20 protein-coding genes are annotated in these 21,867 nt (G+C 65.5%); 16 read left to right on the top strand and 4 right to left on the bottom strand.

What is annotated here, in order from left to right; all coding sequences use genetic code 11:
* Position 1: 1 nt before the first annotated feature.
* On the bottom strand, positions 2-961 hold the full coding sequence (gene ispH / locus K3M67_RS10225) for a 4-hydroxy-3-methylbut-2-enyl diphosphate reductase (protein WP_285831419.1): 960 nt from the start codon (positions 959-961) through the stop codon (positions 2-4).
* 188 nt (positions 962-1,149) lie between these two features.
* Between ispH and K3M67_RS10220 the strand changes: the two genes are divergently transcribed.
* The 4 genes from K3M67_RS10220 (at position 1,150) to nagZ (ending at position 5,434) form a co-directional block, all read left to right on the top strand.
* Positions 1,150-1,758 carry a hypothetical protein gene (locus tag K3M67_RS10220; protein WP_066862861.1) on the top strand — a complete coding sequence of 203 codons (609 nt, stop codon included), beginning with the start codon at positions 1,150-1,152 and terminating at the stop codon, positions 1,756-1,758.
* 113 nt (positions 1,759-1,871) lie between these two features.
* Complete coding sequence (gene argS / locus K3M67_RS10215; protein ID WP_285831418.1) at positions 1,872-3,599, top strand: arginine--tRNA ligase; 1,728 nt, start codon at positions 1,872-1,874, stop codon at positions 3,597-3,599.
* 19 nt (positions 3,600-3,618) lie between these two features.
* The gene (locus tag K3M67_RS10210; protein WP_066861890.1) at positions 3,619-4,335 is read left to right on the top strand and encodes an SPOR domain-containing protein; all 717 of its coding nucleotides are present in this window, start codon (positions 3,619-3,621) and stop codon (positions 4,333-4,335) included.
* Positions 4,336-4,420: 85 nt separating this feature from the next.
* Positions 4,421-5,434, top strand: coding sequence for a beta-N-acetylhexosaminidase (gene nagZ / locus K3M67_RS10205; protein ID WP_285831417.1), 1,014 nt, complete (start codon positions 4,421-4,423; stop codon positions 5,432-5,434).
* A 601-nt stretch (positions 5,435-6,035) separates the two neighbouring features.
* Here nagZ and K3M67_RS10200 read toward each other — a convergent pair.
* Together K3M67_RS10200 and K3M67_RS10195 are read right to left on the bottom strand one after the other, a co-directional pair.
* The gene (locus K3M67_RS10200; RefSeq protein ID WP_066862863.1) at positions 6,036-7,649 is read right to left on the bottom strand and encodes a bifunctional GNAT family N-acetyltransferase/carbon-nitrogen hydrolase family protein; all 1,614 of its coding nucleotides are present in this window, start codon (positions 7,647-7,649) and stop codon (positions 6,036-6,038) included.
* A 109-nt stretch (positions 7,650-7,758) separates the two neighbouring features.
* Positions 7,759-8,982 (bottom strand): NADP-dependent isocitrate dehydrogenase, encoded by a 1,224-nt coding sequence (locus tag K3M67_RS10195; RefSeq protein WP_066861894.1) that lies wholly within the window; start codon positions 8,980-8,982, stop codon positions 7,759-7,761.
* 160 nt (positions 8,983-9,142) lie between these two features.
* Between K3M67_RS10195 and K3M67_RS10190 the strand changes: the two genes are divergently transcribed.
* Together K3M67_RS10190 and K3M67_RS10185 are read left to right on the top strand one after the other, a co-directional pair.
* Positions 9,143-9,877: a phosphatidylserine decarboxylase gene (locus tag K3M67_RS10190; RefSeq protein WP_066861897.1), complete on the top strand. Its 735-nt coding sequence runs from the start codon at positions 9,143-9,145 to the stop codon at positions 9,875-9,877.
* 208 nt (positions 9,878-10,085) lie between these two features.
* A complete protein-coding gene (locus K3M67_RS10185) occupies positions 10,086-10,814 on the top strand; it encodes a CDP-alcohol phosphatidyltransferase family protein (protein ID WP_285832925.1) in 729 nt (242 codons plus the stop codon).
* 3 nt (positions 10,815-10,817) lie between these two features.
* Here the strand turns inward: K3M67_RS10185 and K3M67_RS10180 are convergent, their stop codons facing one another.
* Positions 10,818-11,069 (bottom strand): hypothetical protein, encoded by a 252-nt coding sequence (locus K3M67_RS10180; RefSeq protein WP_443018168.1) that lies wholly within the window; start codon positions 11,067-11,069, stop codon positions 10,818-10,820.
* Between the two features lie 231 nt (positions 11,070-11,300).
* Here K3M67_RS10180 and rpsB point away from each other — a divergent pair, with 231 nt between their 5' ends.
* The 10 genes from rpsB to K3M67_RS10130 all read left to right on the top strand — a co-directional run bounded on the left by rpsB (position 11,301) and on the right by K3M67_RS10130 (position 21,863).
* Positions 11,301-12,059: a 30S ribosomal protein S2 gene (rpsB, locus tag K3M67_RS10175; RefSeq protein WP_066861903.1), complete on the top strand. Its 759-nt coding sequence runs from the start codon at positions 11,301-11,303 to the stop codon at positions 12,057-12,059.
* Between the two features lie 111 nt (positions 12,060-12,170).
* Positions 12,171-13,097 (top strand): translation elongation factor Ts, encoded by a 927-nt coding sequence (gene tsf / locus K3M67_RS10170; protein ID WP_285831416.1) that lies wholly within the window; start codon positions 12,171-12,173, stop codon positions 13,095-13,097.
* A gap of 230 nt (positions 13,098-13,327) precedes the next feature.
* Complete coding sequence (gene pyrH, locus K3M67_RS10165; RefSeq protein ID WP_066861907.1) at positions 13,328-14,053, top strand: UMP kinase; 726 nt, start codon at positions 13,328-13,330, stop codon at positions 14,051-14,053.
* A 7-nt stretch (positions 14,054-14,060) separates the two neighbouring features.
* A complete protein-coding gene (gene frr / locus K3M67_RS10160) occupies positions 14,061-14,618 on the top strand; it encodes a ribosome recycling factor (protein ID WP_066861909.1) in 558 nt (185 codons plus the stop codon).
* 44 nt (positions 14,619-14,662) lie between these two features.
* Positions 14,663-15,403 carry an isoprenyl transferase gene (locus K3M67_RS10155; RefSeq protein ID WP_066861911.1) on the top strand — a complete coding sequence of 247 codons (741 nt, stop codon included), beginning with the start codon at positions 14,663-14,665 and terminating at the stop codon, positions 15,401-15,403.
* Between the two features lie 4 nt (positions 15,404-15,407).
* Positions 15,408-16,187: a phosphatidate cytidylyltransferase gene (locus K3M67_RS10150; RefSeq protein WP_285831415.1), complete on the top strand. Its 780-nt coding sequence runs from the start codon at positions 15,408-15,410 to the stop codon at positions 16,185-16,187.
* Entirely contained in the window at positions 16,184-17,341 is a 1,158-nt protein-coding gene (locus K3M67_RS10145) for a 1-deoxy-D-xylulose-5-phosphate reductoisomerase (RefSeq protein WP_285831414.1), read from the top strand. Before K3M67_RS10150 ends, K3M67_RS10145 begins: the two co-directional genes overlap by 4 nt.
* Positions 17,338-18,471, top strand: a complete 1,134-nt coding sequence (gene rseP, locus K3M67_RS10140) for an RIP metalloprotease RseP (protein ID WP_285831413.1) — start codon at positions 17,338-17,340, stop codon at positions 18,469-18,471. The genes K3M67_RS10145 and rseP overlap by 4 nt, the downstream gene beginning before the upstream one ends.
* Positions 18,472-18,558: 87 nt before the next feature.
* Positions 18,559-21,207, top strand: a complete 2,649-nt coding sequence (gene bamA, locus K3M67_RS10135; RefSeq protein ID WP_066861937.1) for an outer membrane protein assembly factor BamA — start codon at positions 18,559-18,561, stop codon at positions 21,205-21,207.
* Positions 21,207-21,863, top strand: a complete 657-nt coding sequence (locus tag K3M67_RS10130; protein ID WP_066861939.1) for an OmpH family outer membrane protein — start codon at positions 21,207-21,209, stop codon at positions 21,861-21,863. Before bamA ends, K3M67_RS10130 begins: the two co-directional genes overlap by 1 nt.
* Positions 21,864-21,867: the final 4 nt, after the last annotated feature.

The following is a 21,867-nucleotide window of genomic DNA, read 5'->3' as shown; positions in this document are numbered from 1 at the left end:
CTCAGGCCGTCTCCAGTCCGCGGGGCAGCTTGAAGGCGATGCTTTCGCGCGCCGTTTCCACCTGCTCCTCGACGACGGTGAAGCGCGTGGCGATGCGGTTCACCACTTCGCGCACCAGCACTTCGGGCGCGGAAGCGCCCGCCGTCAGGCCCAGCGTGCCCACATGCGCCAGCCAGTCGAAATCGATCTCGTCGGCGCGCTGGATCAGGCGGGCGGGCGTGCCTTCGCGCTGCGCCACTTCCACCAGCCGAAGTGAGTTGGAACTGTTGGGCGCACCGATTACGTAAAGGGCGTCGCACCGCGCGGCGATGGCCTTGACCGCCGTCTGGCGGTTGGAGGTGGCATAGCAGATGTCCTCTCCCTTGGGTGCGCTGATGGACGGGAAGCGGCGCTGGAGCGCCGCCACGATCGCGGCGGTGTCGTCCACCGACAAGGTCGTCTGGGTCAGGAAGGCCAGGTTGTCGGGGTCGGCGGGCGCGAAGGCCTCGGCATCCTCGACCGTTTCGATCAGGGTCATAGTGCCTTCTGGCACCTGACCAAAGGTGCCGATCACCTCCGGATGGCCATGATGGCCGATGAAGAGGATGTGGCGGCCTGCGTCCACCTGGCGTTCGGCCTGGCGATGGACCTTGCTGACCAGCGGGCAGGTGGCGTCGAGATAGTCGAGGCCGCGCCGTTCTGCCTTGGCCGGTACCGCCTTGGGCACGCCATGGGCGGAAAAGACCACGGGCACGCCGTCGGGCACCTGATCCAGGCTCTCGACGAAGATCGCGCCCTTCGCCTTCAGGCCGTCGACCACGAATTTGTTGTGGACGATTTCATGGCGGACATAGACAGGCGCGCCATATTTCTCGATCGCCTTTTCGACGATGATGATCGCGCGGTCGACCCCGGCGCAGAAGCCGCGCGGGGCGGCGATCAGCAGGGTCATGGGCGGCAGGGCTGCGGGCGCATCGGTCATGTCTGCCGCTTAGGCGAATGTTCTTCCGGAGGAAAGCCGCTTCCTTGCGGTTGGAGGGGATGGGCGGTTGCGTGGCGCGCGGGGGATGGATAAGGAAGCGCAAAGCTTCTGGCCCGATGGCCATCGGGCTGAAAAGGCGTGCGAAGGAATATCTGCCTGTGAAATTGTCCCATATCGCCCTGACATCGATGCTGGCCCTGGCCCTTGCAGGCTGTTCGCGCCGGGGCGAGATCGACGCGACGGGCGGCATCGTCGCTGTGCGGTCGGCCTGTCCGACGGCGGCGATACCGGCCCAGACCGGTGACATCACCCTGTTCAATCCGGCGGGCAGCACGGATGCCGCGGCGATCGACGTGGTGGCGAATATCACCAACCTGCGTTCGACCTGCGCGGACGGCGCGCAATTCTACACCGAGGCGAGCTTCACCGTGAACGGGCGCCGCAGCGACGCGAGCGCGGCGCGGCAGGTGGTGCTGCCCTATTTCTCGGCCGTGGTGCGCGGCGGCAATGCCGTGGTCGCCAAGCGGGTGGGGCAGGTGACGCTGAACTTCGCGGCGGGCGAATATCGTGCCAGCGCGCAGGCCAAGGCCGGTTCCTATGTCGACAAGGCCGCCGCCACGCTGCCGGCCGACATCCAGCAGAAGATCACGCAGAAGCGCAAGGCCGGCGATGCCGACGCCGCAATCGATCCCTTCGCCCAGCCCGACGTCAAGGCGGCGTTGCAGCGAACCAGTTTCGAGCTGCTCGTGGGTTTCAACCTGACCCAGGACCAGCTCCGATATAACGCGACCCGCTGAGAGCGAACCCAATGCCGTTCGCCCTGAGCTTGTCGAAGGGCCGTACTTCTTAAAAGAACGGGGCTTCGACAGGCTCGGCCCGAACGGGTCTACAGCTTTTCGAGGAACTGCCCGTGTCCCTTTATACCCGTTTCACCGCCCATCTCGATGCCGTGCTCGACGCGCTGGAGGCCGATGGCGTACTGCCCGCCGGGCTCAACCGCAAGCCGGTGACGGTCGAGCCGCCGCGCGATCCGTCGCATGGCGACCTGGCCACCAATGCGGCAATGGTGCTGGCCAAGCCCGCCGGCACCAATCCGCGCGCGCTGGCCGATGCGATCGTTACCAGGCTCCAGGCGCTGGATGAGGTCGAAAGCGCCGCCATCGCCGGTCCCGGCTTCATCAACCTGACCCTGACAGACGCCACCTGGCGCGCGGAACTGGCTGCGATCCACGCCGACGCGGCGGATTATGGCCGTTCCGACTTCGGCCAGGGCGTCACCGTCAACGTCGAATATGTCTCGGCCAACCCGACCGGGCCGATGCACATGGGCCATTGCCGCGGCGCGGTGGTGGGCGACGCGCTCGCCACGCTGCTCGAATATGCCGGGCACAAGGTGATCCGCGAATATTATATCAATGACGCGGGCGGCCAGGTGGACGTGCTCGCCCGGTCGGCGCATCTTCGCTACCGCGAGGCGCTGGGCGAGGATGTCGGCGAGATTCCCGAGGGGCTGTATCCGGGCGACTATCTGGTCCCGGTAGGGCAGGCGCTGGCGGCCGAATATGGCGACCGCTTCGTGGGCGCGCCGGAGGGCGACTGGCTGGTGACGTTCCGCACCTTCGCCGTGGCGAGGATGATGGACATGATCCGCAGCGACCTGGCGCTGCTGGGCATCCATCACGATATCTTTTCGTCGGAGGCCGCATTGCAGGCGGCGGGCAAGCCGGACGAAGCCGAAGCCTGGCTGCGCGCGCATGACCTGGTCTATGACGGCGTGCTGGAAGCGCCCAAGGGCGAGCTGCCCGACGACTGGGAGCCGGTGGAATTGCCGCTGTTCCGCTCGACCAAATTCGGCGACGATCAGGACCGGCCGATCAAGAAGTCGAACGGGTCGTGGACCTATTTCGGCGCGGACATGGCCTATCATTACCAGAAGGCCGAGAGCGCTGACCAGTTGATCGACATCTGGGGCGCGGACCACGCAGGGACGGTGAAGCGCATCCAGGCCGCCGTCGCGGCGCTGACGGAAGGGCGGGCACGCTTCGACGTCAAGCTGATCCAGATGGTCCGCCTGCTGCGCGACGGCGAACCGGTGAAGATGTCCAAGCGCGCCGGCAATTTCGTGACTCTGGCGGACGTGGTCAAGGAAGTAGGCAAGGATGTCGTCCGCTTCACCATGCTGACGCGCAAGGCGGACGCGCAGATGGACTTTGATTTCGCCAAGGTGGTGGAGGCATCGAAGGACAACCCGGTCTTCTATGTCCAGTACGCCCATGCGCGCATTTCCTCGCTCGGCCGCCGCGCGCAGGAGGCTGGGATCGACCTGCCCGCGCCCGACCTGTCCCTTCTTGGGACGGCGGAGCTGGCGATGGTCAAGCTCGCCGCGCAGTTCCCCCGCGTGGTAGAAGGGTCGGCGCAGGCTCGTGAGCCGCACAGGATCGCTTTCTATCTCAATGACTTGGCATCAGCCTTCCATGGCTGGTGGAACATGGGCAATGACGATCCGCGCGCGCGTGTCATTTTGGCCGATGAACCGGCGATTACGGCTAGCCGCCTTTTCCTGGCCCAGGGAATAGGGCAGATTATCCGCAACGGCCTGGCCCTGATGGGCGTGGCCGCCCTGACCGAGATGCAGTGACAAGCGAGGTTTTCTGACGATGGGCGACTATGCGCGCGGTCGACTCGATCTGGATGACGAGGATCGGCTGCCCTGGCTGGAGCCGGCCATGGACGAGGAGGAGGAACGGCTGTCGCCGTTGCGCCTGCTGGGGCTGATCCTGGTCGGGCTGGCGCTGATCGGCGCTGTCGTGGCCGGCGTCTGGTGGGTGCAGAACCGCAGCGGCGGCGCGGCCGGCGAAGGGAAGCTGATCGCGGCGCCCCAAGGGGACTACAAGATCCCGGCGCAGGAGGCCGACGCCAAGAAGTTCGACGGTGAGGGCGACGCCAGCTATGCCGCGAGCGAAGGCGTGGCGCGTGACGGCCGGATCGATCCGAGCCGCGTGCCCGAGGCGCCGATCACCGGCACCGCGCCCGCGCCCGCCAATGCCAGGCCCGCCGTCGCCCCGCGCGCCGGGCAGAGTGTGTCGGCCCGCGTCGCCGACGAAACCGCCGCCCGGCCGGCCACGGCGCCCCGCGCGACCGCCAGCAGCGGCACGATCCAGCTCGGCGCCTATGGCAGCGCGGCGGTGGCCAAGGATGGCTGGAGCCGCCTGTCCAAGCGCTTCGCCTATCTCGCCCCGCTCGCCACCACGATCGAAGAGGCGCAGGTCGGCGGCGGCACCGTCTATCGCCTGCGCGCCAGCGCGGGCGCCCAGGCGAGCATGATCTGCGGCAAGCTCAAGGTCGCGGGCGAAAGCTGCATGGTGGTGAACTGAACGAGGGCCGGCGGCGACCGCTGGTTATGGTCGCCCCGCCATTTGCGCTTCGACAGGGGGCGCGGGCGGCGCTAGGATCGGGCGCATGAAGCCCGTAATCTTCGGCCTGGCCGGCGAAACCCTGACCCCCGACGAGCGCGCCTTCTTCGCCGAGGCGGAGCCGGCGGGCTATATCCTCTTCAAGCGCAATATCGTCGACCGGGCGCAGCTGCGCGCCCTGACAGACGATCTTCGGTCCCTCCATGGACGCGACGACCTGCTGATCATGATCGATCAGGAGGGCGGCCGCGTCACCCGGATGCAAGGCCCGGTCTGGCCCAGCTTCCCGCCCGGCGCGCTGTTCGACCGGCTCTACGATGTCGCGCCGTCCAGCGCGATCGCGGCCGCGCACGCCAATGCGCGGGCGATCGCGCTGACGCTGGCGGAAGCGGGCATCACCGTCGATGCGCTGCCCCTGCTCGACGTGCGGCAGGAGGGCGCGAGCGACATCATGGGCGACCGGACGCTGGGTGCGGAGCCGATGCGGGTGGCGGCTCTGGGCCGCGCCGTGCTGGAGGGGCTGGCCGAGGGCGGGGTGGTCGGCATCGTCAAACATATGCCGGGCCATGGCCGCGCGCTGGTCGACAGCCATCTGGAATTGCCGGTGGTGGATGCGAACCTCAACGCGCTGGAAACCGACATCGCGCCGTTCCGCACGCTGCGCGACGCGCCGATGGGGATGACGGCGCATGTCGTCTACACCGCTTGGGACGCGGAGCGGCCCGCCAGTCTTTCCCCGACCGTGATCGGGGAGATCATCCGCGAACGGATCGGCTTTACCGGCCTGCTGATGTCGGACGACCTCGACATGAAGGCGCTCCGCGGCAGCATCGCCGAACTGGCGGCGGGTGTCGTCGCCGCCGGATGCGACCTGGCGCTCAACTGCTGGGGACGGATGGACGACATGGTCGGGATTGCGGCGGCCCTGCCGGAGATCGACCCGGCGTCGAGGGCCCGGCTCGATCGCGCCATGGCCAGCGTGACGCGCGGCAGCGAGCAGCCGCCGCTGGAGCAACTGCTCGCGACGCGGGACCAACTGCTGGCTCCGGTGGTGGCCTGATCCCGGCGGCAGGGCCGGCTGTTGCGGATGGGGCTGTAATGCAACGACGAGAAGGGGTGGGTAGCAGCCCGTACGCTTTCGGAGCATAATGGAGGCGAACCGGACACGAGAGGCCCAATCGCAAATGTTTTGGGAATCAAACCCATGGAAGTTGGGCTTTTTGCGATCTCGTTCTATGAAGAAGGGGTATCGCGAACGCGCAAGCTGGCCACTTACTTGGCGGCGCGCGGGCTTGAACGACTGGCCCGCGGTATCTGCACTCGGAGACGACCACGATTGGGCGCGAAAGATGGGAACGGGGTTCGTTGCCGAGTTCGGCAATGAAGTGTTGTTTTTGATTGATCGGGATTGGTTTGGCTGGCCTGATCCGCCCCAATGGGGACTAGCATCGTTTGATCCGGCTAATGGAAAGTGGAACCTGTGGGGTAACTTTTCAGATTTGCCTTCTGCGTGGGCTGTTCCTGACCCCCTATATGGACCGGAACGAAATCCTGCTTAGTCCGGTTCTGGAACAGATTTATTTGCAATTGAATGACCGACTTTGGTCGTTTCAACACCGTCAGGATCGATCCGTACCGCACGGGACGAACGGATGTGCCCCTTACCCGCCGCCCGGTGAATTATGCCCGCCCGCCGGGACCGGGCCGCCGCTGGGCGCATGGCCGTGGTCGGGATTGCTGTCCCAGTCGATATGGTAGAGGTCGAAGCGCCGGTCGCGCAGGTTGCGGACCGTGCCTTCCGCCCGCGCCCAGCTGAGGTCGGCGAGGTTCACGTCCGCCATGGTGAGCGTTTCGACATTCTCGGTGGATTCGGCCGCGATGCCGTCGCGGGCGAAGGGCAGGTCGCAGGGCGTCAGGATCGCGCTCTGGGCATATTGAATGTCCATATTGTCGACGTTCGGGAGATTGCCGACATTGCCGGACATCACGACATAGCATTGATTTTCGATCGCGCGGGCCTGCGCGCAATAGCGCACGCGCATATAGCCCAGGCGCGAGTCGGTGCAGAAGGGCACGAAGATGATGCGCGCGCCCTGGTCGACCAGGCGACGGGCCAGTTCGGGAAATTCGCTGTCATAGCAGATGAGCACGCCGATCGGGCCGCAGTCGGTCTGGATCACGTCCAGCGCGTCGCCGCCCTTGATGTTCCACCAGAAGGCTTCGTTCGGCGTCGGGTGGATTTTTTCCTGGGTGTGGACCGATCCGTCGCGCAGGGCGACATAGGCGATATTCTGAATGTCGCCATCATCGGCGCGGGTGGGATGCGATCCGCCGATGATGTTGATATTATATTCCAGCGCCATCCGTGTCAGTTCCTTCGTCAGGCGCGGGGTGTAGCCGGTGAGCCTGTCGATCGCCTCGACCGGATTGAGCTTCTTCGTCTCGAAGGAGAGGAGGGGGAGGGTGAAGAGTTCGGGAAAGACGATGAAGTCCGAGCGATAATCGGCGGCGACATCGACGAAATATTCGATGTTGCGGATGAATTCGTCGAAATCCTGCACCGCGCGGGCCTGCAACTGGCAGGTGGCGAGGCGGACGCTCTCGACGCCGCGCGGCACGCGCATTTCTGGCGCCTCGTCGGGATCGACATAGGGGTTGCGCCAAACCAGATGGGCGGCGTGGCCGTCCGACTGCTTGTCCTCGGGCAGATAGTTTTCGAGCACGCCCAGCGGTTCGAACTGGTTCTTGAGCTGGAAGCTGATGACCTGGTCGCGCAGCTTGCCCTGGATCACCTTGTCGAGATAGTCGGCCGGGCTGCCGACGCGGCGCTTGGCGCGGGCATAGCCGGGCATCCGGCCGGCGATGACGATGCCGTGCAGGTCGAGTTCCTCCGCCAGTTCCTTGCGCTCGTCGTAGAGGCGCTGTCCGATGCGCAGGCCGCGCAGCTTGGGATCGACCGCCATTTCATAGCCATAGAGCCATTCGCCCGCCGCGCTGTGGCGGGTGCCGAAGCCGTTGGCGGTGATCTCTTCCCAGTCATGCGGGGAAAAGGCCATGCTCTTGCTGACGCGCATGGTCGCGCAATAGCCCACCACCTTGTTGTCATAGAGGGCGACGAAGCAGCCATTGGGAAAATTGTTGATCTGGCCGCGGATGGTGGCGAGCGAATAATTGGGCATACCGGGATAGGCGCGGGCGATCAGCCGCTGGATGCCGCGCACGTCGGTCGGCACGGCGGCGCGGACTTCGAGGCGCTTCTTCGCGGTGGTCGTCACAATCGTCTCCCGTTCGTTCCTGCCCATGAAAAAGGCGGCGCCGGGATGCGGCGCCGCCTCGTTCCGTTACCGTATTGAAACCGTAAGGGGCCGGATCAGTTCCGTGCCCTCAGTTCCACTTGCCCATTTCGGTTTCGAGGTTGGAGCGGATCGCCTCGAAGAACTGTTCGGTGGTCATCCAGGCCTGTTCCGGGCCGATCAGCAGCGCCAGATCCTTGGTCATCGCGCCGCTTTCGACGGTCTGGATGCAGACCTTCTCCAGCGTTTCGGCGAAGCGCACCACATCGGGCGTGTCGTCGAACTTGCCGCGGAACTTGAGGCCGCCGGTCCAGGCGAAGATCGAGGCGATCGGATTGGTCGAGGTCGCCTTGCCCTGCTGGTGCTGGCGATAGTGACGGGTGACGGTGCCGTGCGCGGCTTCGGCTTCCACGGTCTTGCCGTCGGGCGAGAGCAGGACCGAGGTCATGAGGCCGAGCGAGCCAAAGCCCTGCGCCACCTGGTCCGACTGGACGTCGCCGTCATAATTCTTGCACGCCCACACGAATTCGCCGCTCCACTTGAGCGCCGAGGCGACCATGTCGTCGATCAGGCGATGCTCATAGACGATGCCGGCGTCCTTGAACTTCTGCGCGAAGCCCTCGGTCTCGAACACTTCCTGGAACAGATCCTTGAAGCGGCCGTCATAGGCCTTGAGGATGGTGTTCTTGGTCGAGAGATAGACCGGCCACTTCAGGTTGAGGCCATAGTTGAAGGAAGCGCGGGCGAAGTCGCGGATCGAATCATCGAGATTGTACATCGCCATCGCGACGCCCGATCCGGGGAAGTCGAACACTTCGCGGTCGATCACTTCGCCGTCATTGCCCTCGAACACCAGGCGCAGCTTGCCGGCGCCGGGCACGCGGAAGTCGGTGGCGCGATACTGGTCGCCAAAGGCGTGACGGCCCACGACGATCGGCTTGGTCCAGCCGGGGATGAGGCGCGGCACGTTGGAGATGACGATCGGTTCGCGGAACACGACGCCGCCCAGGATGTTGCGGATCGTGCCGTTGGGCGACTTCCACATCGACTTGAGGTTGAATTCCTCGACGCGCTGTTCGTCGGGGGTGATGGTGGCGCACTTCACGCCGACGCCATATTGCTTGATCGCGTTGGCGGAATCGATCGTGATCTGGTCGTTGGTCTCGTCGCGCTTCTGGACGGACAGGTCGTAATATTTGAGGTCGATGTCGAGATAGGGCAGGATCAGGCGCTCACGGATCCATTCCCAGATGATCCGGGTCATTTCGTCGCCGTCGATCTCCACGACGGGGTTTTTCACCTTGATCTTCGCCATAGCGCCTATTCGCCTTCTTCTCTTGGGTGGAATTATGGGACGCCCCTAAGGAAAGCGGCGGCAATGTTCAACTGCCCAGGGCCATGAATCTGCCGCCGATGGACCCCCGACCGGGATCGGTCGTTGTCAGCGCAACAGTCTCTCCCTAAAGACGGTGCCCATGGAGAATGACGAGATCACGATTGCCGCTGGCGGCAATGTCAAATGGCGCTTCCCTTCGGTCCATCCGGAGGGGATGAAGTTCGGCCTGATCGCCGCTGCGATCACCGGCCTCCTGTTCCTGGTGGGATGGGAGATATTGGGCTGGCTGATGGTCATGGTGACGATCTGGGTATTCGCCTTCTTCCGCGATCCGGTACGGGCGGTGCCGCAGGACGAAGGCGCGATCATCGCGCCCGCCGATGGCCTGGTGACGCTGATCCAGCGCGTGCCGCCGCCGCGCGAGATGGCGGGCGCCAACGGACTGGGCGACCAGCCGCTGATCCGCGTGTCCATTTTCATGAGCGTGTTCGACGTCCATATCAACCGCACCCCCATCGGCGGGACGGTGAAGTCGGTGGTCTATATTTCGGGCAAGTTCCTGAACGCGGACCTGGACAAGGCGAGCGAGGATAATGAGCGCCAGCATATCCTGGTCGAGCGGCATGACGGATTGCGCGTCGGCTTTACCCAGATCGCCGGCCTGGTGGCGCGGCGTATCGTGCCCTTCGTCAAGCCCGGCGACATGGTCGCGGCGGGACAGCGCATCGGCCTCATCCGTTTCGGCAGCCGCGTCGATGTCTATCTGCCCGCCGGGACCGCGCCGCGCGTGATCCTGGGCCAGCGTACCGTCGCGGGCGAAACCATATTGGGCCAGATCGGTGACCGCCGCGTCGTGGCGGGCATCCAGCAGTGATCCTGATGGACCTTGCCTCTGTCGCCGTTCGGGCCGCGCCAGTCGAAGCCCCGGCTCTTTCCTCGCGCCATGCGTCCGCGAGGAAGAGCCCTTCGACACGCTCGGGGCAGACGGAAACTTCGGTCGGGGCCAGCGCCGTGACGGTGGCGCCATGAGCCGCCAGCGTCGCGCGGTGCCGCCGGGGCTGCGGCGGGGTATCACCCTGCGGATGCTGGCGCCCAATGCGGTGACGGCGATGGCGCTGTGCTTCGGCCTGACCGGCGTGCGCTACGGCATTTCGGGCGATTGGGAGCGGGCGGTGCTATCCATCCTGTTCGCGGGTGTGCTGGACGGGCTGGACGGGCGGATCGCGCGGCTGCTGCGCGGCGAGAGCCGGTTCGGCGCGGAACTCGATTCCCTGTCCGATTCGATCGCGTTCGGCGTCGCCCCGGCGCTGATCCTTTATTTGTGGTCGCTGCACGCCATGCCGAAATTCGGCTGGATCTTCGCGCTGGCCCATGCGCTGTCCTGCGCGCTGCGGCTGGCGCGCTTCAACGCCAATATCGACGCCGACGAGCAGCCGCACAAATCGGCGGGCTTCCTGACCGGCGTTCCCGCACCCGCAGGCGCGGGGCTGGCCTTCGTGCCGCTCTATCTCTGGCTGGTGACGGGCGAGGCGTTTTTCCGCGCCTGGTATGTGGTCGCGCCCTGGACGGCCTTCACCGCGTTCCTGATGATCTCCAACATCGCGACCTACAGCTGGTCGGCGCTGCGGCTGCGCAAGCGCATCCGGCTGGAGGCGATCGCGGTGGCGGGGCTGATGGCGGCGTTGCTGGTGACGGACCCCTGGCTGACCCTGTTGATCCTGTGCGCCGGCTATATCGCGCTCATCCCCTTCGGCATCCTGTCCTACGCCAAGGTCAGGCGCCAGCGTGAGGCGGCGGCGGGCGCCGCCTGACGGTCAGGCGGTCAGGCCGCCGGCAGGAAGGGGAAGGCTGGCCTTGCGCAGGCCGTGGGTCACGCGCGGGCGGCTGACGCGGATATGGTAGACCTGCGGCGTCTGCGGGATCGGCTGGAACAGCAGGGCGGCCACCATCTTGTCATGATAGGCCGCGAACATCCAGGCGATGGTGGCGACCGCCAGCAGGAAGGCGGCGGAAAACAGGGTCGCAGCAACAAGAGTGAACATGGCGATCACTTTCTGTCTTGCCATTTGCACGGCATGGCTCACTATGACGGCATGAACGGCGGTTGACCGTATTTGTTCCGTCTGTTCCCTTTATGTTCTCATGGAAGAACGGCGTCAACCCTTGCATTTGCTTTTTTTCGCGTCTAAGTGCGCGCCCATTCCACATGGGAATCGACATATCCGGTGCCTTGTCCGGCCTTGAAGGTCTTGGCGGGTTCCTGATTCCCAGAGGTAGCAACCGGAAGGAGAAATATTATGGCGGCACCTGTCGTCACCATGCACCAATTGATCGAGGCTGGCGCCCATTTCGGCCACCAGACCCACCGCTGGAACCCGCGCATGAAGCCGTACATCTTCGGCGAGCGCAACGGCATCCACATCCTTGACCTGTCGCAGACCGTGCCGCTGTTCGGCCGCGCGCTCGACTTCGTGTCGGCGACCGTCGCCGCCGGCGGCAAGGTGCTGTTCGTGGGCACCAAGCGCCAGGCGCAGGATCCGATCGCGGACGCTGCCCGCAAGTCGGGCCAGCACTTCGTCAACCATCGCTGGCTGGGCGGTATGCTCACCAACTGGAAGACCATTTCGGGTTCGATCAAGCGCCTGAAGACCCTCGAGGAAAAGCTGTCGGGCGACACCCACGGCTTCACCAAGAAGGAAGTCCTCCAGATGACCCGCGAGCGCGAGAAGCTGGAACTGTCGCTGGGTGGCATCCGCGACATGAACGGCATCCCCGATGTCATGTTCGTGATCGACGCCAACAAGGAAGAACTGGCGATCAAGGAAGCCAACACGCTGGGCATCCCGGTCGTCGCGATCCTCGATTCGAACGTCTCGCCCGACGGCATCGCCTTCCCGGTTCCGGCGAATGACGACGCCAGCCGCGCCATCCGCCTCTACTGCGACGCCATTGCCGCCGCCGCCACCAAGGGCAACCGTGGTGCGCAGCAGGCTTCGGGCGTCGATCTGGGCGCGCTGGACGAGCCGATGGCCGAAGAGGTCGTCGCCGAAGCCTAACAGCGTCGCAAGACTGCAAGAATGACAGGCTAGGGCGCGCTCTTCGGGGACGCGCCCTAACGCCTGTCTAAGCCTCGCTTATTTGAAACATCCACTATTAGGAGCCGAAACATGGCCGAGATTACCGCTGCCGCCGTCAAGGAACTGCGCGACCGTTCGGGCGCGGGCATGATGGACTGCAAGAAGGCGCTCACCGAAGCCAATGGCGACATCGAGGCTGCGACCGACTGGCTGCGTGCCAAGGGGCTCGCCGCCGCGCAGAAGAAGTCGAGCCGCACCGCCGCTGAAGGCCTGGTCGGCGTCGTCGTCGCCGGCACCAAGGGCGTCGCGGTCGAAGTGAACAGCGAAACCGACTTCGTTGCCAAGAACGAACAGTTCCAGGACTTCGTTCGCACCGTTTCGGCCGTCGCGCTGGAAACCGGCGCGGCCGATGCCGAGGCGCTGTCGGCTGCCGCCTATCCGTCGGGCGGCACCGTCGCCGAAAAGCTGGTCGCCAACATCGCGACCATCGGCGAGAACCAGAATGTCCGTCGCGTCGCCCATGTCGAAGTGACCGAAGGCGTCGTCGTTCCCTACGTCCACAACGCGGCCGCGCCGGGCCTGGGCAAGATCGGCGTGCTCGTCGCGCTGGAAGGCAATGCGCCCGCCGACGTTCTGGAGCCGCTGGGCAAGCAGCTGGCCATGCACATCGCCGCCGCTTTCCCGCTGGCGCTGTCGGCCGCCGACATCGACCCGGCGCTGCTGGAGCGTGAACGTGCCATCGCTGCCGAAAAGGCCGCCGAATCGGGCAAGCCCGCCGAAATCGTCGCCAAGATGGTCGATGGCGCGGTCGCCAAGTTCGCCAAGGAACAGGCCCTGCTGTCGCAGCTGTTCGTGATGGACAACAAGACGCCGGTCGCCGACGTCGTCGCCAAGGCCGCCAAGGATGCCGGCGCGTCGATCACGCTGAAGAACTATGTCCGCTTCCAGCTGGGCGAAGGCATCGAGAAGGAAGTCAGCGACTTCGCGGCGGAAGTCGCGGCGGCCGCCGGCGTCTGATCGCCCCCGCGCAAGCGGTACGGAAAAGGGAAGGGGCGTCCTCAAGGGGCGCCCCTTTTTCGTTGGCGCTATTCGTCGGCGGCGTCGGTTGCCCACCCCGGCCTTGCGGCGTTGCCGGACCTTTCCCTATGAAGAGGGCGCTGTCGGCGACAAACGCCCCTTGGCATCCCGGTTTCGCCCCTCTAATGTCCGGCCGCTTTCCCTGCCACTTATAAGGATTCTTGCCCCGCATGACCCGGCCCGCCTACAAGCGCATCCTGTTGAAATTGTCCGGCGAAGTGCTGATGGGGCAGGGGCAGTTCGGCATCGAGCCGGAAACCGTGGCCCGTGTCGCGGGTGAGATCGCCGCGGCCAAGGATGCCGGCTTCGAGCTGTGCGTGGTCGTGGGCGGCGGCAATATCTTTCGCGGCCTTGCCGGCGCGGCCAAGGGGTTCGACCGGGCGAGCGCCGATTATATGGGAATGCTGGCCACCGTCATGAACGCGCTGGCGGTGCAGAATGCGCTGGAAAAGCTGGGTTATGACACCCGCGTCCAGTCGGCGATCCCGATGGCGTCGGTGTGCGAGCCTTACATCCGCCGCAAGGCCGAGCGCCATATGGAGAAGGGCCGGATCGTCATCTTCGCGGCGGGCACGGGCAGCCCCTTCTTCACCACCGACACCACTGCGGCGCTGCGCGCGGCCGAAATGAACTGCGACGCGCTGTTCAAGGGCACCAGCGTCGATGGCGTCTACAATGCTGATCCCAAGCAGGTGGCCGATGCCGTCCGCTATGACGAGATCAGCTTCGACCAGGTGCTGAACGATAACCTCAAGGTCATGGACGCCAGCGCCATCGCGTTGTGCCGCGAGAATAATATCCCCATCGTCGTGTTCAACATCCGCGAAACCGGCAATCTGGCGACCGTGCTGGCCGGGCAGGGTGTCGCGACGATCGTGAAAAATCAGGAGCGTTGAGAAGATCATGCCGCAATATAACAAAGCCGACCTCGAACGCCGCATGGCGGGGGCGCTCGAATCGCTGAAGGGCGACCTGTCGGGCCTGCGCACCGGCCGCGCCAACATCCAGCTGCTCGATCCGGTGACGGTCGAGGTCTATGGCGCGCACATGCCGCTGAACCAGGTCGCGACCGTCTCCGCGCCCGAACCGCGCATGTTGTCGGTCCAGGTGTGGGACAAGAGCAATGTCGGCCCGTGCGACAAGGCGATCCGCTCGGCGGGCCTGGGCCTCAACCCCATCGTCGACGGTCAGACGCTGCGCCTGCCGATCCCCGACCTGACCGAGGAGCGCCGCAAGGAACTGGCCAAGCTCGCCAGCAAATATGCCGAAGGCGCCCGCGTCGCCGTGCGCAACGTCCGCCGCGATGGCATGGACAGCCTGAAGACCGACGAAAAGAAGGGCGAGATCAGCGAAGACGAGCGCAAGCGGCTGGAAACCGAAGTCCAGAAGCTGACCGACGCCACCATCGCGGATATCGATGCGGCGGCGAGCGCGAAGGAAAAGGAAATCCTCGGCCAGTAAGCCGGGGGCTTTCCTTTCGCGGCCAAAGCACGCATGTCCTTCTGATGGCCACACAAGCCAAGTCCGATCTGCCCAGCGCCGCGCCGGCCCATGGCGCGCGTCATGTCGCCATTATCATGGACGGCAATGGCCGCTGGGCGAAGAAAAGGCTGCTGCCCCGCATCGCCGGCCATCGCGCCGGCGTGGAGGCGGTGCGCCGTGTAGCGCGCGCGGCGCAGGAGATGGGCCTCGAATGCCTCACACTCTACGCCTTCTCGTCGGAGAACTGGAAGCGGCCGGCGACCGAGGTGTCGGACCTGATGGGGCTGCTGCGCCATTTCATCCAGTCGGACCTGGACGAGTTCCACGCCAATGGGGTGCGGTTGCGGGTGATCGGCAATTATCGCGCGCTCGAACCCGCGCTGGTCGAACTGATCGAGAATGCGATGGCGCGCACCGCGGCCAACAGCGGCCCGGTGATCGCGATCGCGCTCAACTATGGCGCCCAGGACGAGATGGTGCGCGCGGCGCAGCGGCTGGCCGATCGGGTGGCAAAGGGGGAACTGGCGGCGCAGGATATTGGCATCGCCGCGATCGACGCCGAACTGGACACCGCCGACCTGCCGCCGCTCGACCTGCTGATCCGGACCTCCGGAGAGCAGCGGCTCAGCAATTTCATGCTGTGGCAGGCGGCCTATGCCGAGCTGTATTTCACCGACATGCTGTGGCCCGACTTTGACGGGCGCGCGTTGGGGCAGGCGCTGGACGCCTTCCGCCTGAGGGACCGCCGGTTCGGCGGATTGTGATCCTATGACGAGCGAATTGCGCACCCGCACCATTGTCGGCGTCGCGCTGATCGCGGTGGCGCTCGGCGCGCTGCTGGCGGGCGGACTGCTGTTCTGGCTGCTGCTGGTGGTGGCGGGCGTGCTGATGCAAGGCGAATGGGGCGACCTGACCGGCGCGAGCGCAGACCAGCGCAAGGCGGCGATGTTCGCCGTGTCGATCCCGCTGGCGCTGCTCTGTCCGCTGGCGGCCGGGATCGACTGGCCGGTGCTGATGGCCGGGGCGGCGGGCTTCTTCTTCGTGGCCTTCACCAGCCGCAACATGAAGCTGGCGCTCGGCATCCCCTATATCTGCGTGCCGATCACCGCGCTCCAGTTCCTGCGGGCGGAACAACCCTATGCCTATGGCTTGCTGCTCGCCTTCTGGGCGCTGTCCTTGGTGTGGGCGACCGACATCGGCGCCTATTTCGCCGGCCGTTCGATTGGCGGACCGAAGCTGGCGCCGCGCATCAGCCCGTCCAAGACCTGGTCGGGGCTGGCTGGCGGCGTGCTGGCGGCGCTGGTGCTGGGTTTCCTGCTGCACCGCTTCGCGGGCCTGCCGATCCAGCTGGCGGCGGCGAGCGGGCTGCTGGCGGTGGCGGCGCAGCTGGGCGACCTGCTGGAAAGCCATATGAAGCGGCGGGCGGGCGTGAAGGACAGCGGCACGCTGCTGCCGGGCCATGGCGGGGTGATGGACCGGCTGGACGGCGTGGTCGCCGCCGCGCCGCTCGCGGCCCTGATCTATCTTGTGCTGGGGCAGGGCGGATGAAGAACGTTTCGATCTTTGGCGCCACCGGATCGGTCGGCCTGTCGACGCTGGACCTCGTCCGGCGCGATCCCGATGCCTATCGCGTCGTCGCGCTGACCGCCAACAGCGATGTGGACGGTTTGGCGGCGCAGGCGCGCGCGACGGGCGCACAGGTCGCGGTGATCGGGCAGGAGCGGCTCTACGGCGCGCTAAAGGACGCGCTGGCCGGTTCGGGGATCGAGGCGGCGGCGGGCGAGGATGCGCTGGTCGAGGCGGCGGCGCGCGGCGCGGACTGGACGATGGCGTCGATCGTTGGCTGCGCGGGGCTCAAGCCGACCATGGCGGCGCTCAAGGCTGGCGGCACGGTGGCGCTGGCCAACAAGGAATCGCTCGTATCGGCCGGCGGGCTGATGATGAAGGCGGCGCGCGACGCGGGCGCGACATTGCTGCCGGTGGACAGCGAACATAATGCTATCTTCCAGTGCCTTGCAGGCAGCAGCCTGGATACCGTCTCCAGGATCATCCTGACTGCCAGCGGCGGCCCGTTCCGCACCCGTAGCCGGGCCGAGATGGCTGACATCACCCCGGCCCAGGCGGTGGCCCATCCCAACTGGTCGATGGGCGCGAAGATAAGCGTCGACAGCGCGACGATGATGAACAAGGGGCTGGAGCTGATCGAGGCGGCCTATCTCTTCCCGGTCGGGCTGGACCGGATCGAGATATTGGTCCACCCCCAGTCGGTGATCCATTCGATGGTCGAATATCGCGACTGTTCGACGCTGGCACAGCTCGGTTCGCCCGATATGCGTATCCCCATCGCCCATGCGCTCGCCTGGCCCGACCGGATCGCGACGCCCTGCCAGCCGCTCGACCTCGCGCGGATCGGCAGGCTCGACTTCGAAGCGCCTGATCCGATACGCTTTCCTGCCCTTCGCCTGGCCCGCGCGGCGGCGACCGAGGGCGGCGCGGCACCTGCCATCCTCAATGCCGCCAACGAGGTCGCGGTCGCGGCCTTCCTGGACGGCCGCATCGGCTTCCTTGATATTGCCATGATTGTGGAGGATGTGTTGGAGCGTTATAGCGCGGCACGGCCATCGGCGATCGATGATGTGCTGGCCGCCGACGCGCAGGCGCGCCGACAGGCGCGCGAAGTGATGGAAAGATTGACGGCTTGATCCAGAATCCCGGTTTCCTGATGACCGTGCTCGCCTTCGTGGCGGTCATAGGGCCGCTCGTCTTCGTGCATGAGCTGGGCCATTATCTGGTCGGGCGCTGGTGCGGGGTGAAGGCGGAGGCCTTTTCCATCGGCTTCGGCCCGGAACTGTTCGCCTGGGTGGACCGGCGTGGCACCCGCTGGCGCGTCGCGGCGCTGCCGCTGGGCGGCTATGTCCGCTTCAAGGGCGACATGAACGCGGCGAGCATGACCGATCCGGCCTGGCTGGAAATGCCGGCGAAGGAACGGGCGGAAAGCTTCCCCGCCAAGCCGCTGTGGCAGCGCGCGGCGATCGTCGCGGCGGGGCCGGCGATCAATTTCCTGTTCGCGATCCTGATCCTGGCGACCTTCGCCTTCGTCCATGGCGAAAGCCGCACGCCTGCGGTGGCGGGGCAGGTGCAGGCGGGCAGCGCGGCGGCGGTGGCGGGCATCGTCGCGGGCGACCGCATCGTCTCGCTGGGCGGCCGCGAGATGGCCACCTTCGACGACATCCGCCTCTATGCCCAGATCCGGCCGGGCGAGCCGGTCGAGATCGTGATCGACCGTGCCGGCCAGCGTATCGTCAAGCAGGGCATGATCGGCAGCGTCAGCGAGGATGACGGGTTCGGCAACAGGTTCAATATCGGGCGGCTTGGCCTGGCGCCCGGCGCCCCGGTGATCGAGCCGGTCAGCCTGTTGCGCGCGCCGGTGGTCGCGATCGAGCGGACCGGGCAGATCGTCCGCACCATGGTCGAGACGCTGGGCCAGATATTGGGTGGCGGCCGGTCGGTGAAGGAACTGGGCGGGCCGCTGAAGATCGCGCAGGTGTCGGGACAGGCGGCGACGCTGGGGCTGGAAAGCTTCATCTTCTTCGCCGCGCTCATCTCGATTAACTTGGGGTTCATCAATCTCTTGCCAATTCCCATGCTGGATGGCGGGCATCTGCTCTTTTACGGGATCGAGGCGGTGCAGCGGCGGCCGGTGAGCGCAGCGGCCCAGGAATGGGCCTATCGGTCGGGTCTGGCGCTGCTGATGGCGATGATGCTGCTGGTGACTTTCAACGATTTATCGTCTTTCGGCCTTTGGAAGAGCCTCTCCGGCTTGATCGGCTGACGCGCATCGGGCAGGGAAGCGCCGTTTGGCGTCGTCTGTTGCGGCGGAAACATTTTATTCGAGTTTGAGGTGAAGCGGGTGACAGCGATGAACAGCAGCAACAGGCAGCGCCCGGTCGTCGCGGCCCTGTTGGCGACGACGATGATCGCGGGCCTGCCGATGGCCCCGGCCATGGCGCAGGACGCCGCCGCCCCGGCGCCCGCCGTAACCGCGCCCGCCGTCGCGCCGCAGGGCACCGTGCGCAGCGTCGCGGTAACGGGCACCCAGCGCCTGGAGCCGGACACCGTCCTTTCCTACACCAAGCTGCGCACCGGCCAGCCCTACACGCAGGAGAGCCTGGATCAGGCGCTGCGCGACCTGTACGAGACGGAGCTGTTCGCCGACGTCCAGATCCGCAACGACAATGGCGCGCTGACGGTGGAGGTGAAGGAAAACCCCGTCATCAACCGCATCGTCCTGGAAGGTAATAAGCGCCTGAAGGACGACAAGATCCGTCCCGAAATAAAACTGGCCCCGCGCCAGATCTATACCAGGTCCAAGGTGCGCGCCGACGTCGCCCGCATCGTCGAGCTGTATCGCCGCCAGGGTCGCTTCGCCGCGACGATCGAGCCGAAGATGGTCCAGCTCGACCAGAACCGCGTCGATATCGTGTTCGAAATCTCGGAAGGGCCCAAGTCCAAGGTCCGCCAGATCAACATCATCGGCAACGACAAGTTCAAGGACGGCGAACTGCGCAGCCAGATGGTGACGAAGCAGTCGCGCTGGTTCCGCCTCTTTTCCTCGGGCACCAGCTATGATCCCGACCGGCTGGCCTATGACCAGCAGAAGCTGCGCCAATTCTACCTGACCGAAGGCTATGCCGACTTCCGCGTCATCTCCGCGGTTGCGGAACTGACGCCCGACAAGCAGGACTTCATCATCACCTATGTCGTCGAGGAAGGCGACCGCTACAAGTTTGGCGACGTGAAGGTCGAATCGGACATTCGCGACCTGTCGGGGGACAGCCTGACCAAGCGCCTGCCGATGAAGAAGGGCGACTGGTACAATGCCAAGCAGGTCGAGGACACGGTCGACACGCTGAGCGAGACGGCGGGCCTGTTCGGCTATGCCTTCGCCGACGTGTCGCCGGATTTCAACCGCGACAAGGAATCGCTGACGATGGGGATTAATTTCCGTATCGCCAACGCGCCGCGCGTCTATGTCGAGCGGGTCGACATCAACGGCAACACGCTGACGCAGGACAAGGTGGTCCGCCGCGAATTCCGCCTGGCGGAAGGCGACGCGTTCAACAGTTTCCTGGTCAAGCGCTCGAAGGACCGCATCAACTCGCTGGGCTTCTTCCAGGAAAAGCTGGACATCGAGCAGAAGCCCGGCTCCGCGCCCGACCGCATCGTGCTGGAAACCAACGTCCAGGAGAAATCGACCGGCGAATTGTCGCTCTCGGCGGGTTTCTCGTCGCTGGAGCGCTTCATCGTCGCGGCATCGATCACCCAGCGCAACTTCCGCGGCAAGGGTCAGGAACTGCGCACCTCGGTCAATTATTCGGCCTATTCCAAATCCATCGAACTGGGCTTCACCGAACCCTATTTCATGGACAAGAATATCGCGCTGGGCGGCGACATCTATCGCCGCGACCTCAACAGCTTCCGCTATCTGACCAATAATGACCGCGACACGACCTATGAAAATACGTCGACCGGCTTCCAGCTGCGCGCGGGCGTGCCGATCACCGAATATATGTCGCTGGCGCTGCGCTATCAGCTGAACTTCGACAATACGACGCTGGATCAGGACACCTATTATTCCGACACGGACGGCGACGGCGATACCGAATGCGACCCGCTGCTGGCCGGCCGCTATCTCTGCGACGCCATCGGCAAGCGCACGACCTCTTCGCTCGGCTATTCGTTGATCTACGATACGCGCGACAATCGTATCCGGGCGACGCGCGGCCATAATATCGTGCTGAGCCAGGATTTTGCCGGGCTGGGGGGCGACGTCAAATATGTGAAGACCCGCATCAGCGCCGCCAAATATTTCCCGCTGGGTAGCGGCTTCATCTTCTCGCTGTCGGGCGAGGGCGGCTATATCCACAGCCTGGAAGGCGAGCGTCGCGACGCGGCCGGCGACCTGGTGGACAAGATCCGTCTGGTCGATCGCTTCTTCCTGGGCGAACCGCAGTTCCGGGGCTTCGACATTCGCGGTGTCGGTCCGCGCGTGAAGCGCTTCTACCTCCAGGCGGAAACCGATTCCGACGGCACGGCCACCGGCAACTACATCAAGAACAACAGCAACAACAATGTCTCGGACGACGCGCTGGGCGGCAAGATCTACTATCTCGCCCGCGCCGAGGTGGAGATTCCGCTGGGTTCGGGTGCACGCGAAATGGGCCTGCGCCCTTCGATCTTCATGGATGCCGGCGCTGTAGCGGGTCTGCGCAATCCCGAAACGATCCAGTTTGCCGGCTATTGCTCGCCGACGTCGGGATCGGGGACGACCGTCAAGGCGGACGGCACGCCCTATGCGCCGGTCTGTCCGGTCAACTACAGCTTTGCCGGCGGCAATTTCGTGGAAGAATATCTCGGCGACACGCTCAAGCCGCGTCTGTCGGTGGGCTTCGGCGTCAACTGGAACTCGCCTTTCGGCCCGTTCCGCATCGACATCGCCAAGGCCCTGCTCAAGGAACCAGGGGACGACAACAAGCTCATCACCTTCAATGTAGGGACCCAATTCTGATGAAGACCATCGTTAAAGCCGCGGCGCTCGTTTTCGCGCCGATGACCGCTCTGGCCCTGACCGCCGTTCCGGCCGCCGCCCAGTCGAAGACCGGCATCGCCGTCGCCGACCTGCAGCGCGCCGTGGGCACCAGCGCTGCCTACACCACCGCGCGCACCCAGATGCAGACCACCTACAAGCCGCAGATCGACGCGTTCAACGCGCGCAAGACGGCGATCGACACCGACCTCAAGACCAAGGGCGACGCGCTCCAGGCCGCGCTCAAGGCCGCCGGCGGCAAGCCGACCCCGGCGATCGAGACCCAGTATCAGCAGTTCCAGCAGTCGCAGCAGACCGCGCAGGCCGAACTGCAGCGCATGGGCCAGCCGATCGCGATCGCCAACGCCTATGTCGAGGAGCAGATCACCGCGAAGCTCTCCGACGCGCTCAAGGCCGCGATGACCAAGGCGAAGGTCGACCTGGTCCTTTCGCCCGAGGCGACCGTCTCCTACCAGCCGACCGTCGACATCACCCAGTCGGTCGTGACCGAACTCAATGCGCTGGTGCCCAGCGTCGGCATCACCCCGCCGGCCGGCTGGCAGCCGGGCCGTCAGGGTCAGGCCGGTGCGGCCGCTGCCGCTCCGGTAGCCCCGGCGCAGGCGCCCAAGTCGCGCTGATAGA

The organism is Sphingobium sp. V4, assembly GCF_029590555.1.
GTDB lineage: Bacteria > Pseudomonadota > Alphaproteobacteria > Sphingomonadales > Sphingomonadaceae > Sphingobium.
This window is presented reverse-complemented; position numbering and strand designations above follow the sequence as displayed.